The sequence below is a fragment of the Jeotgalibaca arthritidis genome (genome assembly GCF_011100465.1).
In the GTDB taxonomy this organism is placed as follows: Bacteria; Bacillota; Bacilli; order Lactobacillales; family Aerococcaceae; genus Jeotgalibaca; species Jeotgalibaca arthritidis.
Genome location: NZ_CP049740.1, coordinates 839878 through 854775 on the forward strand (window position 1 = coordinate 839878; position 14898 = coordinate 854775).

General features: G+C 37.6%; 17 protein-coding genes and 1 riboswitch. Of the genes, 6 read left to right on the plus strand and 11 right to left on the minus strand.

The genetic code is table 11. The features are described from left to right. Window positions 1-51: 51 nt before the first annotated feature. From G7057_RS04155 to G7057_RS04165, 3 genes are all read right to left on the minus strand, one after another. On the minus strand, window positions 52-1428 hold the full coding sequence (locus G7057_RS04155) for a L,D-transpeptidase family protein (RefSeq protein WP_166161570.1): 1377 nt from the start codon (window positions 1426-1428) through the stop codon (window positions 52-54). A gap of 185 nt (window positions 1429-1613) precedes the next feature. Further along, window positions 1614-2324: an O-methyltransferase gene (locus G7057_RS04160; RefSeq protein ID WP_076768261.1), complete on the minus strand. Its 711-nt coding sequence runs from the start codon at window positions 2322-2324 to the stop codon at window positions 1614-1616. Between the two features lie 69 nt (window positions 2325-2393). Continuing rightward, window positions 2394-3737: a hemolysin family protein gene (locus G7057_RS04165; protein ID WP_166161572.1), complete on the minus strand. Its 1344-nt coding sequence runs from the start codon at window positions 3735-3737 to the stop codon at window positions 2394-2396. Between the two features lie 300 nt (window positions 3738-4037). Here G7057_RS04165 and cbpA point away from each other — a divergent pair, with 300 nt between their 5' ends. After that, window positions 4038-4676, plus strand: a complete 639-nt coding sequence (cbpA, locus tag G7057_RS04170; RefSeq protein ID WP_076768257.1) for a cyclic di-AMP binding protein CbpA — start codon at window positions 4038-4040, stop codon at window positions 4674-4676. A 54-nt stretch (window positions 4677-4730) separates the two neighbouring features. Here cbpA and G7057_RS04175 read toward each other — a convergent pair whose 3' ends face one another. From G7057_RS04175 to G7057_RS04210, 8 genes are all read right to left on the minus strand, one after another. Beyond that, on the minus strand, window positions 4731-5369 hold the full coding sequence (locus G7057_RS04175; RefSeq protein WP_166161574.1) for an MBL fold metallo-hydrolase: 639 nt from the start codon (window positions 5367-5369) through the stop codon (window positions 4731-4733). Between the two features lie 100 nt (window positions 5370-5469). Further along, window positions 5470-5961, minus strand: a complete 492-nt coding sequence (locus G7057_RS04180; RefSeq protein WP_076768253.1) for a QueT transporter family protein — start codon at window positions 5959-5961, stop codon at window positions 5470-5472. Window positions 5962-5969: 8 nt separating this feature from the next. Further along, a riboswitch (PreQ1 riboswitch) is annotated at window positions 5970-6015 on the minus strand. Window positions 6016-6069: 54 nt separating this feature from the next. Then, on the minus strand, window positions 6070-7437 hold the full coding sequence (locus G7057_RS04185; protein ID WP_166161576.1) for a M24 family metallopeptidase: 1368 nt from the start codon (window positions 7435-7437) through the stop codon (window positions 6070-6072). 166 nt (window positions 7438-7603) lie between these two features. After that, window positions 7604-8283 (minus strand): IS6 family transposase gene (locus tag G7057_RS04190; protein WP_166161578.1). Its coding sequence is split into 2 segments (ribosomal slippage): window positions 7604-7677 and window positions 7677-8283, totalling 681 coding nucleotides; the frame shifts between segments, so codons are not numbered across the junction. A gap of 401 nt (window positions 8284-8684) precedes the next feature. Beyond that, a complete protein-coding gene (locus tag G7057_RS04195) occupies window positions 8685-8864 on the minus strand; it encodes a hypothetical protein (RefSeq protein WP_166161580.1) in 180 nt (59 codons plus the stop codon). Between the two features lie 28 nt (window positions 8865-8892). Further along, entirely contained in the window at window positions 8893-9666 is a 774-nt protein-coding gene (locus tag G7057_RS04200; protein WP_166161582.1) for a hypothetical protein, read from the minus strand. Window positions 9667-10218: 552 nt separating this feature from the next. Beyond that, window positions 10219-10900 (minus strand): IS6 family transposase gene (locus G7057_RS04205; RefSeq protein ID WP_166161584.1). Its coding sequence is split into 2 segments (ribosomal slippage): window positions 10219-10584 and window positions 10586-10900, totalling 681 coding nucleotides; the frame shifts between segments, so codons are not numbered across the junction. A gap of 38 nt (window positions 10901-10938) precedes the next feature. Continuing rightward, window positions 10939-11103 carry a helix-turn-helix domain-containing protein gene (locus G7057_RS04210; protein WP_001808810.1) on the minus strand — a complete coding sequence of 55 codons (165 nt, stop codon included), beginning with the start codon at window positions 11101-11103 and terminating at the stop codon, window positions 10939-10941. A 36-nt stretch (window positions 11104-11139) separates the two neighbouring features. On the opposite strand from G7057_RS04210, the gene G7057_RS12040 reads away from it, so the two are divergent. The 5 genes from G7057_RS12040 (at window position 11140) to bcrD (ending at window position 14742) form a co-directional block, all read left to right on the plus strand. Beyond that, entirely contained in the window at window positions 11140-11466 is a 327-nt protein-coding gene (locus G7057_RS12040) for a DNA-binding protein (protein ID WP_002367753.1), read from the plus strand. Continuing rightward, window positions 11456-12070 (plus strand): bacitracin resistance transcriptional activator BcrR, encoded by a 615-nt coding sequence (bcrR, locus tag G7057_RS04220; RefSeq protein ID WP_000395511.1) that lies wholly within the window; start codon window positions 11456-11458, stop codon window positions 12068-12070. The genes G7057_RS12040 and bcrR overlap by 11 nt, the downstream gene beginning before the upstream one ends. Window positions 12071-12252: 182 nt before the next feature. Then, on the plus strand, window positions 12253-13170 hold the full coding sequence (bcrA, locus tag G7057_RS04225; RefSeq protein ID WP_002346952.1) for a bacitracin ABC transporter ATP-binding protein BcrA: 918 nt from the start codon (window positions 12253-12255) through the stop codon (window positions 13168-13170). Beyond that, window positions 13163-13912 (plus strand): ABC transporter permease, encoded by a 750-nt coding sequence (locus G7057_RS04230; protein WP_000933358.1) that lies wholly within the window; start codon window positions 13163-13165, stop codon window positions 13910-13912. Before bcrA ends, G7057_RS04230 begins: the two co-directional genes overlap by 8 nt. Further along, entirely contained in the window at window positions 13912-14742 is an 831-nt protein-coding gene (gene bcrD / locus G7057_RS04235) for a bacitracin resistance undecaprenyl-diphosphatase BcrD (protein WP_000242080.1), read from the plus strand. The genes G7057_RS04230 and bcrD overlap by 1 nt, the downstream gene beginning before the upstream one ends. Window positions 14743-14898: the final 156 nt, after the last annotated feature.

The following is a 14898-nucleotide window of genomic DNA, read 5'->3' on the forward strand; positions in this document are numbered from 1 at the left end:
ATTAATCATCAATACATGAAAAGCTGAGATAAAATCCCAGCTTTTTTATAATTAAAACATTATAACTGGCATACCTACTTCTACAAGTTGGAAGAATTTCGTCATTGCTCCAGGTGGTGTATTAATACAACCGTTTGATCCGTTAGCTGCCCATTGATCAGATGCAAATGATGTTTGCCAGTTGGCATCGTGAATCCCTACACCATTCCAATCAACCGGAACCCAGTAGTTAACAGGCTGGGCATAGTCATTACCGCGACGTGGGTTATAGCCCACAAGTGTCGCATTTTCTTCTTTATTCCAAGCATAGAATACGCCAACTGGTGTTGGTGTTGTTGCATGACCGGATACAATCGGTGATTCAAATACCCGTGCACCATCTTTGTACATATACATCACTTGCGCTTGTAAATCGATTTCTACATAAGAATTGCCAATATCTGTACCGTCAGCGTGGTAGCCTGTTCCATTAATTTCTGGTTCAACCGTTACATCTTTACCAGCTAGGACATATTGGACAAGACTCTCTGCTTCGGCAATTGTTCCAATTGACCAACCATATGTACCCGGTGGGATTTCAACTGTTCCACGATTCGTACTATTAAATGTGCGTGTCTTATCATGGGTTGCATATTTATCATGCAACTGGTCTAAGTAAGCTTCTGCTGCAGCTTGATCAACAACGGGATTGCCTTCAGCGTCGATACTCATCCAGCTTCTAATTTGCTCAACTGGTACCACTTCTTCTTGACCAGCGATTTTATAAGTAATTACTGTACTTGCTAAGTCCTCTAGACGATCGATGATGGTTGTTAATTCTTCGCTGTCTGCTGTTAAAGTTGGCTTAATATAAGCTTCTTCAATTGTAACTGTTTCTTTTCCTTCAGAAAAAGCAGCTAGTAAACTTGCTTTGAGCGCCTCAATATCAACTTGTGTGCCTTGAACCTCGTCTTGAATGACGAAATTTCCAGCCTCAGTTACTACCTTGGCATTTTGAGAGGCAGCACGTTCTTTACTATCTAAATCCAAAGAAGCAAGTAAGTTGTTCAAAGCTTCTTCATTGTAATCAAATGTTGCTTGGCTTGTTTCTAAATTTTTGTCTTGGAAAGCCTTAATCGGCCAAATCCAGTTTCCTTGCTCTTGTTTAACTGTTTTTAAATAGGCGCTAATATCAACGCTTGCTTCCAATTCTAATGGTGTGATACTCGTTAATGTTTCACCGTTTTCGGTAATGGTGATGGTCTGGCTGTGCAGGTCTTTAGCAAACTTACGGTTTGCTTCTTCAACAGTGTCACCTGCTATACTAATCTTACCGACTTTAGTTTGTGGTAAGAAATGATCTTTAAAATAAATGCCGCCACCGATATATGCGATGAGAACAACTGCCAATACACTGATTCCCACCACGACTAATGATTTCTTTTTCAACAGAAACCCTCCATTTCTCTATTTCTTACAATTTATTACTGTTATGTTACATTTTGATTACATTGTGGATTTCTTTGCTTATTGTAACGCAAAATAATGCCTTTGGCTATATTTTTGCTCAAATTTATGAAAAACACATACTTTTTTCATATAAAAAAGAAGGATGAGGCGCGATACCTATCCTTCTATTGATTCACTTCTTCTATAATATATGAAAAATCATACTCTTCTTTTTTAACAATCATCAGCAAGCCATCACCTAACGGCACGACAGATGTTTCAAGGGCTGGATGATTAAGAACAGTCTCCATTAATTTATTCAATCGACGATGGATTTTACGCACGCGCTTAGGAATTTCTTTTTCATCATCTAAAATTGTTCCGCCTTGGAAGACGTCATCAATGACTAACATACCGCCTACCTTTAAGACATCCATACAATAAGGAAGAAACTCATAATACTTAGCTTTGGCACTATCCATGAAAATAAAATCATAGGGACCAGTTAAGGTCGGCAAAATATCAGCAGCGTCACCTTCTAGTAAGGTAACTTGATCTTTTAAGCCCATTCTTTCAAAGTTTGCTTTTGCGCGTTCAATCATAATGTCAAAACGGTCAATAGTCGTCAAGTGTCCGTCTTTACCAATATGCTGCGCCATCAAACTTCCTGAGAATCCAATCGCTGTTCCGATTTCTAGAATATGTTGTGGCTTAATTTGGCCAACAATCATATTTAAAAAAACAGCTGTTTCGTGAGGGATAATCGGAATCCGTCTCTCATTGGCATAGGCTTCAATGTCACCTAATTTCCCTGTAAATGGTTTTAACTCTTTACGCATGAAATCGACAATCTCTTCTTTAACAATTGGTCGATCCATCATTTCATTTTTCTTCATGACTCTTATCTCCTCAAAAAATCAATCCAACCTATTGCGCATCAGGGCGACATAGGCTGGATTGGTCGTTTATTCTTCCTCAGTTTTATCTTGCTCATCGTCTTCTTCAGCAACATGTTCCAAGTGAACCGATAAAACACGGCCACTCTCAACACGGGCTGTTGTCAGCATAAAGCCATTGATGCGAACAGTCACGCGTTCATTGTCAGCTGGGAAATAACCGATTTCTTCAATCATCAAGCCACCGATTGTATCCACTTCGTTGGATGATAACTCTGTTTTAAAAAGCTGATTGAATTTCTGCAAGGTCATTTTACCGCTAATAATATAATTTTTATCGTCCATCTTGCGTGATAGACGCTGAATTTCGTCATACTCATCTTCAATGTCACCAACAATCTCTTCTAAGACATCTTCTAGTGTAACAATCCCTTCTACACCACCATACTCATCCTTTAAGATTGCCATATGGGTTTGTAGTTTCCGAAACTCTACTAAAAGGTCATCAATAAAAATCGTTGCTGGCACAAACAATGGCTCATTTACTAAACTTCTTAAATTGAGTTGATCAAAACCTACTTCTTTTGAAGCTTTGAGGACATTCTTCATATGAAGGACACCAATTACTTCATCCTTATCGCCTTCATAAACCGGCATACGTGAATAAGGACTATTTAATATAATTTCCAAGTTTTCAGAAAGGTCATCTTCTAAATCAAGCATTAAGGTATCCGTACGTGGCACCATTAATTCACGAGCCAAACGCGTGTCTAAGGATAACACACCTTCCATCATTGTAAATTCTGATGGGTCAATTGCACCCTGTCCACGACTCTGTGCCAAAATCTGTCTCATTTCATCACGTGTTAACTTTTCTTCTTGTTTTGAAAAATCAATTGGTGATAACTTTTTCAAAATGTTAGTTGAAGCGGATAACAACCATACGAATGGTTTTACTACAACTTTAACGACAGAGATGGTTCCTGATGTCATTCGCGCCAGTTCTTCTGGCATTTGCAAGGCGATTTGCTTTGGATAAAGTTCACCTAGTACAAGTGTAATGTATGATAATAGAATTGTAATAATAATCGTAGCAATGGTTTGCCATCCTGAGATGCTACCTAACAAAGGCTCTAAATAAGGAACAAAGTTAGATGATGCGGAAGCACTGTTGAAGAATCCTGCTAGGGTAATGGCAACTTGAATCGTTGCTAGGAAATCGTCCGGCTCTTCCAGTAATTTTAGCACTCGTTTCGCTGTTTTGTCTCCTTCATCCGCCATATTTTCGATTTTCTGGCGATTGATTGATACATAAGCTAGTTCTGCGGATGCAAAAAAAGCATTTATTACGGTTAAAATGATGACGACCAAAATATTCATTAAAAAACTCTGGGCCTCGGGGTCTGCGTTCATATTTCTTTTCTCCTCTTTGATTATAAATTTAAGATACAATATCTCTATTTTATTTTTATGATAGTCAAATTTGCGCAAAAAATCAAGGATTTTTTTATTATTCGTGAACTATCACCTTCGCTGTTTCTATCATTTTTTTTTAATTATTTTAATTTAAAAAATAATTACGTAAGCGCTTATTTAGTTGTTATAAAGATGTTTATCTGTTTTTTATTTCATATTTTTTGCATTGCATTTTCTCATTTTAGTGTTATGATTTTACTGGTATAATTATTTATTCATAATTAGGAGGAAATACTCATGCTTATTCGTTCGCTTGCCATTGCAAAAAGAGATCTTACGGTGGTAAAGGAATCGGCGACTCTTCAAGAGGCAATCGACATCTTGGAAGAATCCGGTTTCCGCTGTGTACCGATTCTTGACGAGACTGGTACTCTTTTCAGAGGAAATATTTATAAAATGCACATCTATCGTCACAAGGCAAATGGCGGAGATATGTCTTTACCAGTCACTCACCTATTAAAAAATGCGACAAAGTTTATTTCAATTGACAGCTCATTCTTTAAGGTCTTCTTTACGATTAAAGAATTACCTTATATCGCTGTTCTAAATAAAGACAATACATTCTTCGGTATCTTGACCCACAGTAGCTTGTTAAATATGCTGTCACAAGCGTGGAGTGTAGATATGGGTAGTTATGTATTAACTGTTGTAGCACCGAGCCGTAAAGGTGATCTGTACCAAATTACAAAAATCATTAACAAGACATCTAGTATCGCTAACATCTTAACATTGGACGCGACACGCGATGATGTCCTACGCCGAGTCCTCGTGACATTGCCTGCTAGCGCGACAAAAGAACAACTTAAAACGATTGTTCAATCCTTAGAACGTCAGGACTACAGCGTCATTTCGATTGAAGATTTAAGATCAGAATAATCATATCACTAAAAAACAGTGCGTCTCCTTTTTTTAGGAGGGCACTGTTTTTGATTAGTTCTTTAAGAATGGGTTGGTTTCTAGTTCTGCTTGTACAGTTGTTGGGTTACCATGACCAGGGAATAAGACCATTTCAACTGGTAGTGGCATAATGTGCTCACGAATCCCCTTTAAGAGGCTCTCCTGATTACCGTATCCCGGGAAGTCTGTTCGACCAATACTTCCTTGAAAAATCACATCACCAACAATCGCAAAGCCGTTCTCTTTAAAAAGATAAACTAAGCTTCCTGGTGAGTGACCGGGAATGTGTTGCAATTCAAAGGTAAATGTTCCGATCGTATGAGTTCCCATTATATCTAAGTAGACGTCAGCTGGCTTATCGATGATAATATCGCCTATTTCAGGATGTCTGCCCGAGCCATTTAACATTGGATTTACTAGCCAGTCTTTTTCAATTGAGCTTTGGTAAACCGGAATGTCGTAAGCATCGCGCACTTGGTTCAAAGCACCAATATGATCATAGTGGGCGTGGGTTAAGGCAATAGCAATTGGTTTCAAGTTATTACTCTCAACAACGGCCATAATTTCATCTGCTTCAGCACCCGGATCAAAAATAAGCGTCTCACGATTATCATCGATTAAAAAATAACAATTTTCTTCAATGGGTCCAACTGTCAATACAAGTAGTTCCATTCTACTCCCCCCTCGGTTCCTTTTGTCTTCTCTATCATAGTCTAAATGTTTGTCTTGATACAACTAAAACCATGCTGACGAATGCGCATGGTTTCTTTACTTATGCATTCATACGTTCTGCAAACCCAATCAACTTATTCAAATAAGTCATTAGTGGGGCAGAAACAAGTAACACGACAACTTCACCAAAGGCAGTTGTTAGGAAGCTAAACCAAAACGGTAGCCCTAATACAAAATACAATTCAACTGCGACAAATACCATAGTGGCTGTAAAGACAATAGTGGTTAACATCATCCGTTTCATTTCAGAATCACCCGGTTTAAATAGCTTATCTAAAATAAAGAAAGCAATTAATGTCTGGCCAAATCCAAAGATAAGATCCCAGACTCCTAGTGTTGAAAATATAAGGTTTGAAATAAACACACCTGCCAACACGCCATATCGATATGAGCGGTGGTAGCCAAATAGATGATTCAACATTTCCGATAGCCTAAATTGGACTGCCCCAAAAGACATAAATGAGAAAATGCCGGTCATGGCTATATATAAGGCCGCTACGATGGTATTGGTTACCATTCTTCTTGTTTTCATAATTTCCTCTCCTCCTAGTTTTTTTACGTGGGATGGTCAACGAACCACGTGCTCACTCGTTTGCAAGCCTGACTAGTTTACCACACTCACAAGAGAGGAACAAGATGCTTATTGAATGGTTAGAGCTAGATCTTTATTTAAGAAGAAGGGACGGTAGTAAGCTAACGTACTCGCTAAGGGTAATAACTCTTCTGATAATTGAATATTCAACTCTGTTTTTAAGTAGTTGCGACGCTCTTGAATTCTTTCCCATAGTTCTGGATAATCTTCTTGAATGTTATGGCGCAAGTCCTCGTCTGCTATGGCGACAGTACTTTCAGCTGAGACGCCATTGTGACCAGCTTGGGATGGAATAAAATCTACTTGGAAAATCATACCCGATTGAACAGTCGCTTTTGACCCTGGGTAAAATGGTGACGACAACCACTCTTCGTTAGCCGTTAAATGACCTGGGCACAATTCCCAGCCATAGTTTGATTGAGGGTAAAAATCATTAAATTGTTTGAAGAAGTCGCCACCCTTTTGCCCAATTCGAATGGTCGTTAACCAATAGTGGTAGGCTGCAAAATAAGGTTTAACAACTTCTTCCAAATAAGCCGGATCAATTGATTCCATCTGCTCGTTTGTTTCTACCGCATAACCTGACCGACTAGACAATCCCCCACGATAAGCAACCGTTAAGGCAACTTTATCTGACAACTTTAATGGCTTATCTAACGGATAAAGATTGGCATTTAAAAACCGTTGGCCAAATGCCGCAATCGTGACTACTGTTTGATACTGGCCTTCTTTCGTTAGCAATTGGCCAATTTCCGTTTCACTTTTCCCTACACTTAGCTGGTTCATCGCATCCAAAACTGCATCTGACGCTAGTGATGAACCATATTCATAGTGAGCAATTTCATTAGCATTATTAGTTACACGGGCACCGTAGGCCGGATCAATATACAAGCCAGTAGCATTCACCAAGTTTTCTTTTCCAATACGGTTTTCTAAGGCATTGACGATAAAATGCGGCAGGTCATACTGATCGGTCATTGTCGGAATTAATTTCCAGCCGACTAGTCCTACTTTTTGACTGGTATCAATGGTTGTGTCTGCTAATAAGTTGTCCAGCTCGCTCACCTCTTGCATCGGTTGGTTAGGTAACGAAAAGAGGCTACATTTTTTTCCTTCCGATGGTGTACGGGAATAGCGTACCTTATTGTAGTTCTCATTTCCTAGGATGAGAGTGGATGAGCCATCTTGGTTGAGAATTTGCAGTCCTTCCTCAAAACGTGGGATAAAACCGGTTAAGTATTCAAAGTTACTGCCGTGCTCCTTATCGGCATAAATAACGAGGGCAGACAATCCTCGTTCCCCCATCCGATTTAAGAGAGCTTGCTTTCGCTCTTCCATCGTTTGATCCGTTAAGTGAACGAGTTGGCTGGAATGATCAGCTATGGGTTGCTTTACCTTATTTATTTCAACAGTCATTATTATCTTCCTTTCTTTTATTGACTTACTTAACTTGAGTATAGGCTAAAATGAAGCATTTTTCGAATAAAGAGAGGTTCAAACTATTTTTTAGGGCTGTATCAAAAAAAGGGGTTCTGTTGCAAAGTTGTAAAATAAAATACAAATGTTTTACCCAGTCTTGGGTTTATGCCGGAATTCCCAACAATACCTTGATTTCCGTGCAGACCGAAAAGTCGAAAAGAGTGCCTTCTTTTCGACTTTTTTATATAGTCCTCGAATGGTTTCCATGCCTTTAATCGTGGTAGAGGCCGTGCGTAAACTTCGATAGAATTTATTGCGTCGTTTGATTGGGCGGTGGTCTTGTTCAATCAAATTATTCAGATATTTAACGGTACGATGTTCCGTTGCTTGATAAAATCCCTGTTCTTTCAACTTCTTGAAGGCGCTCTTAATAGATGGTGCTTTATCCGTAACGAGAACTCTTGGTTCACCAAATTGTTTGACTAATCGTTTAAGAAAAGCATACGCTGCTTGTGTATTCCGTTTTTTACGTAACCAAATATCCAAGGTTAAACCATCTGCATCGATGGCTCGATACAAATAATGCCATTCCCCTTTAATTTTAATATAGGTTTCGTCCATTTTCCACGAATAAAAGGACTGTTTATTTTTCTTTTTCCAAATTTGATGGAGTAGTTTGCCGTATTCTTGTACCCAAAGATAAATCGTCGTATGAGAAACGTTAATGCCACGATCATATAGGATTTCTTGAACGTCTCGATAGCTTAGGTTATAACGAAGATAATAGCCAACGGCTACAATAATCACATCCTGTTGAAATTGTTTCCCTTTAAAATGATTCATCGTTATTCCTCCCACTATCTTTTTCTATCATTCTACCTTATTTGAAGCAGATTTTAAAACTTTGCAACAGAACCAATGGCTGTACTCCTGGAAAGGAATAGCTTTGACAGTATATGAAGCATTAACGCTAGCGATTCTACTCGCTACGTTGGTTGTCGAGATACTGAAATTTAACAAAAAAAAATAATCATCTTTTAACTTTGATCGGTTAAGATGATTATTTTTAATCTATTTAATTCAGTCACCGTCTTTAACGGTTCTGCTTGAGGGGATACGTTACAGCGTATCTCCTTTTCGTTTATATTGTAGCACAATCTGCTGTTTTTATTCAACTAATGAAATATCAACTATGTTCATAGGATCTATATAAAATTACATAATGATTTATATTAGTTGTGGGGTTATTTTTTTTTTATTGAATACATAAGTAACCAACAAACCGTGTATATTAGAATACCAATAATAGTTATTAAAAAATTATTACTGGTAGGAAAAGAATTTTTGCTTAAAATAATTAAAATGAGAATAATGACTTTCAAGACGCCTTCTTCCCAGGATGATATTAAATTTTTTTCATTCATTAATTTCCTCCTATATTTAAGTATTACATCAATAATAATAGACTGTTTTTTGTCCCAGCAAGCTTGTTCTGCTACTATTGGAGTACTGCTTTATAATCACCATTTCACCCATTATGGTAGGAACAGGAGTAGAATAATCAAAAATTCTATACACATCTTCAGAATTATATACGTATGTTAGATTCATAGAATAGGCTAAAGCTGCAACGTCGATTAAGTAAGCTGATATTTGCGTATATATATTTGGAATAGCACTAAGTACCTTTGAAATTGCTAGTGCAATTGCTCCCACACTTAAGCCTTTTATGTATGTATTTGTTTTAAATGTCTTTAAGTATTCCCAAGTACTATCCATAGCAGGGGTAACTAGCCCATTCTCTGATTTTTTCCCAATATCTTCTTTAGCTTCTCCCAACTCAATTACTTGACTAAATTCCTCACCGTTAAAAATTCCTTCTTGATGTAAAGAGTTATCTATTAACTCCGTTTTAACTGTAGATACCGTTATAGATTTGGTAGAATCATTTATTTCATAAGTGGTACTGTTTACTTCACCAGATTCAAAGTCAATTTCTTCAATTGTTTGATAATCTGTATTATTTTGAGAATAGTTATAAACTATTTCCGAATCACTTTGGCTAACAAGTTCAAAATTAGTTATATTATCATTAAAGTCTTCAAAAGTACTGTAGGTACTTTCTAAATCATTTTGAGTTGCAGATACTGTCACTGGTGTTGTTAAAATTGGTGCCGCTACTAATGTAACAATAGAACTTATAATTATAGTTTTTGACAACTTCATGTTTATTACCTCCATATTTAAATGATTTTTTAGAAAAAATTGATAGATCTGGCACACAGATATACTGATTAATCACAATTTAAAATAAACCACTATCCTCCTTTCCCTACTTTTACCAAAAAAATAATAACGCCTACACCTTTATTGTAGCATATATAATTTAAATTCTTACAAAATAGTCATATATGACTATTTTGTAACTTCACTATTAATTTTTTATGTAATATAGAGCCTATCTGAATATCCTAAGCATGAATAAATTATCCATTCATTCATCTGAAATGAGCTTAGAATACGCTACAAAAACGCCCTATAGATAATATAGGACGTTTTTTGTGATTAGAAAATTTTCTCAATAAACATGACTACCCAACCGATAATAGCTAGCATAAATGTAAACGAAAGTAGTCCTAAAACTATTCGAAAAAGAAATGCTCCAGTTGAAAACATAAACCTAATTGCCAACTTAAATCCGAAATATAGGACGATAAGCAGGAGGGTTCTGTTGCAAAGTTGTAAAATAAAACACAAATGTTTTACCCAGTCTTGGGTTTATGCCGGAATTCCCAACAATACCTTGATTTCCGTGCAGACCGAAAAGTCGAAAAGAAGGCACTCTTTTCGACTTTTTTTATATAGTCCTCGAATGGTTTCCATACCTTTAATCGTGGTAGAGGCCGTGCGTAAACTTCGATAGAATTTATTGCGTCGTTTGATTGGGCGGTGGTCTTGTTCAATCAAATTATTCAGATATTTAACGGTACGATGTTCCGTTGCTTGATAAAATCCCTGTTCTTTCAACTTTTTGAAGGCGCTCTTAATAGATGGTGCTTTATCCGTAACGAGAACTCTTGGTTCACCAAATTGTTTGACTAATCGTTTAAGAAAAGCATACGCTGCTTGTGTATTCCGTTTTTTTACGTAACCAGATATCTAAGGTTAAGCCATCTACATCGATAGCGCGATATAAATAATGCCACTTTCCTTTAATTTTGATATAAGTCTCGTCCATTTTCCATGAATAAAAGGACTGTTTGTTTTTCTTTTTCCAAATTTGATAAAGAATCTTTCCGTATTCTTGCACCCAACGGTAAATTGTGGTGTGACAAACGTGAATTCCTCGGTCATACAGAATTTCCTGCACTTCACGATAACTCAGGTTGTACCGAAGATAGTAGCCGACGGCTACGATAATCACGTCTTTTTGAAATTGTTTTCCTTTGAACTGAGTCATCTTCATTCCTCCAAGCTATCTTTTTCAATTATTTTACCTCAAAATGAGCTTATCGGAAACTTTGCAACAGAACCCATAATAGAGCGTGGCGTAAGGTCTACCAGTTGGGCAAGATATTCCTGTGTCCACCCTTTTGCTTCCCGAGCTTTTTTTATCGCTATACCTAACGGCTTAAAATCAAGTTTTCTTTCATCTTGGTACATTTTAATATCACCCTATATCATTGTACATTTCGGGTGATGATATTTGAACGAAGTATGATTTTATGTTTAGTAGTGTATAATTTCGTATTAGTGGAGAGAAACTTGCTATTATTCGTCATTCCGTATATAATAATTATATACTCTTTGCGAAAGGAAGTTGATATTATGGATTACATTTCTGTGAAAGCCGCTTCTGAAAAATGGGGCATATCGGAAAGACGGATACAAAAATTATGTGAGGAAAATCGCATTGACGGAACTGAAAAATTTGGTCGTGCATGGATGATACCAAAAGATGCAGAAAAACCCGTTGATGGACGTATGAAAACAAGGAACAAACAGGAGGAGAATCATGGAATTTAATGAAAAGCTACAACAGCTTAGGACTGGAAAGAACTTAACGCAGGAACAACTTGCGGAGCAATTATATGTATCAAGAACAGCCATTTCAAAATGGGAAAGCGGCAAGGGTTACCCTAACATTGAGTCGCTCAAGTGTATTTCTAAATTCTTTTCTGTGACCATAGATGAACTACTATCGGGCGAAGAACTGATTACACTTGCCGAAACTGAAAATCGTTCCAACTTGAAAAAGATTTACAACTATATTTATGGAATATTGGATATGATGGCAGTTGCGTTTATATTTCTTCCGTTATATGGAAACTCTGTTGGCGGTTATGTTTATGCGGTCAATCTACTATCATTTACAGCCACCACACCATTCAATCTTGCAGTCTACTGGAGTGCTTTTGCCGCCTTGATTGTAATAGGGATTGCTAAAATAATACTTACCCATTTAGATAAAGAAACATGGGGCGGCATTGCTACAAAATGCTCCCTTGGACTCACTGCTTTGGCTATCTGTTTCTTAGCAGCAGCAAGAGAACCATATATAACAGCACTTATGTTTCTGCTGTTTGTCGCAAAAATAGTTGTTTGGATTAAGCAGAACGGAACAAAGTAAAAACGATATAAATCCCTTGAAATAGGCTCTGACACGATAAGTGTCGGGGCTTTTTTTCATGTTGACATGATAGATGTAGGCGATGTGACGGTAGGTTTCTTGGCTTTTGATATAGCTCCTGTGATAATAAAATTGTGGTCAGTGAAAACAAGAACAGCAACCAACGGAAAGGAAAATCAAATATGGATTATATCATTGAAACAGAAAATCTTACGAAGCGATACGGAACAGCCACCGTTGTCGATAAGGTCAATCTTCATGTGCCAACGGGCAAAATTTATGGTTTGCTCGGCAGAAACGGAGCAGGCAAAACCACAGCAATGAAAATGATGTTGCAGCTTGCTCTCCCAACGGATGGAACGGTACGCTTGTTTGGCACAAACTATAAGGAAAATATCCATACCCTTTATAGCAAAGTAGGCTCTATTATCGAAACACCGGGATTTTACAGTAATTTAACAGGGTATGAGAATTTGCAAATTCTCGCTAAACTGCGAGGGGGAGTATCTAAAAGTGGAGTAGAAAAAGCTCTTGAAGTTGTGGGGCTGCATAAAGAGAAAAGAAAAGTCTTTTCCGATTATTCCCTCGGAATGAAGCAACGGCTTGGTATTGCCGCCGCCATTATGCACGAGCCGGAGCTTTTAATACTTGACGAACCGATTAACGGACTTGACCCCATTGGAATAGTTGAAATACGCTCATTTTTATCTGAACTTAGTCACAATCATGGCATTACCATTTTTATCTCAAGCCATGTTTTAAGCGAGATTGAACAGATAGCAGATATTATCGGCGTTATGCACGAGGGGCATTTAGTAGAGGAAGTGAATATATCCGAGCTTCACAAAAGGAATCGAAAATACATTCAATTTGATTTATCTGACAGTGAGATAGCTGGAAAGATTTTAGAAAGCCACTACCACATGACGGATTTTACAGTGCAGGACGGTACGGTGAGAATTTATGACTTTAGCCAAAGTGTTGGAGAAATCAATCGAGAATTTGCACGAAATGGACTGCTCGTGACAAGGATAGATGATAGTGAGGAAAACTTAGAGGACTACTTTTCTAAACTGATTGGAGGTGGCGGTATTGCTTAATCTTATTTCTTGTGAATTATTAAAACTAAAGCGTTCAAAAATGGTGCTAATTAGTGTGGCAGGGGTATTATCTACCCCACTTTTGATGTTAATAGAAGCCTTGCAAACACATTTTGATAAGCCGGAGATTATCTTTACCTTGTCTGACATATACAGCGACAGTGTACTGTATATCATGCTGCTGGTAAACATTATGATATATGTGGCAATTGCAGCTTACTTGTTTAGCAGAGAGTACACAGAAAGCACACTCAAAACCATATTGCCCATACCCATTTCAAGGACAAAACTATTAATTGGAAAATTTTGCACCCTGCTTCTTTGGATTGTTATGCTCACCCTTGTAACATGGGCAGGTATATTTATCGCTTGTGGGCTATATCACGCTGTCTTTACATTGGAGGGATATAGCTTACTAGTGGCAATAGTATGGCTCCCCAAGTTTTTGTTTGGCAGTATCCTGATGTTTTTAACAGTTTCTCCTTTTGTGTTTGTTGCTATGAAAACAAAAGGATTTGTCGCCCCGATGATTGGCTCTGCCGTGATTGTCATGGGAAGTGCCGCACTTTCAAATCAAGAATGGGGAGCGTTGTATCCGTGGACAGCCACCTATTTCTTGGTGCAGGGTAAACTTCAGAGTACCGGCTATCCTACACTGCTGTCTGTATCTATTATTATTCTTGTATCAGCAGTTGGTTTTCTTATGACCTTTCATCATTTTAAAAAGGAGGATTTGAAATAATGGTACTTGATTTTATAGAAATTTTAAAAGTTATTTTTCTTGGAATTGTTGAGGGTATTACTGAGTGGCTACCTATCAGCAGCACAGGACATATGATTCTTGCGGACAAATTTATCACACTTAATATGAGCGAAGCATTTAAAGAAATGTTTTTTGTTGTTATTCAACTTGGAGCTATACTCGCAGTGGTTGTAATGTTTTGGAACAAGATGTTTCCATTTCAGCTAAAGGATAAATCGCAGCCACTTGTTAAAAAGGATACTTTCTCGTTGTGGTTCAAGGTTGCAGTGGCTTGTATACCGTCAGGTATTATGGGGATTTTATTTGATGATTATTTGGATGCTTACCTCCAAACCCCCATTGTGATTTCAATCATGTTAATCTTTTATGGTTTGTTATTCATTCTCATAGAAAATTGGAATAAAAAGCGTACTCCTACTACTATGGCACTTTCTGACATCAGCTATAAAACAGCAATCTTGATAGGGGCATTTCAAGTGTTATCACTTATACCCGGCACATCACGGTCGGGAGCAACGATTATAGGTGCTTTACTCATAGGAGTTTCACGAGTGGCAGCAGCAGAGTTTACTTTTTTCCTCGCAGTACCTACTATGCTTGGAGCAAGTGCTTTTAAGCTGTTAAAATTCGGGTTTGATTTTACAAGTGCAGAACTGCTCGCTCTTGTTCTCGGTATGGCTGTGGCATTTGCGGTATCTGTCTTAGTAATTAAATTCCTAATGAACTTTATCAAAAAACATGATTTTAAGGTGTTTGGTTGGTATCGAATTGTGCTTGGTATACTTGTTGTACTTATAACAGTAATGTGATAGAAAAACAATTCCATAAGCAATAATCTGCCGCACGACGGCAAAAGAAAAAAGCCGTCGTACAGCAGACATATTTTCACGCCTATGAAACGGTGGCTTTGATTTTCAGAGCCGCCGTTTCTTTGCGTTTACACAAACCAATGGGTTCTGTTGCAA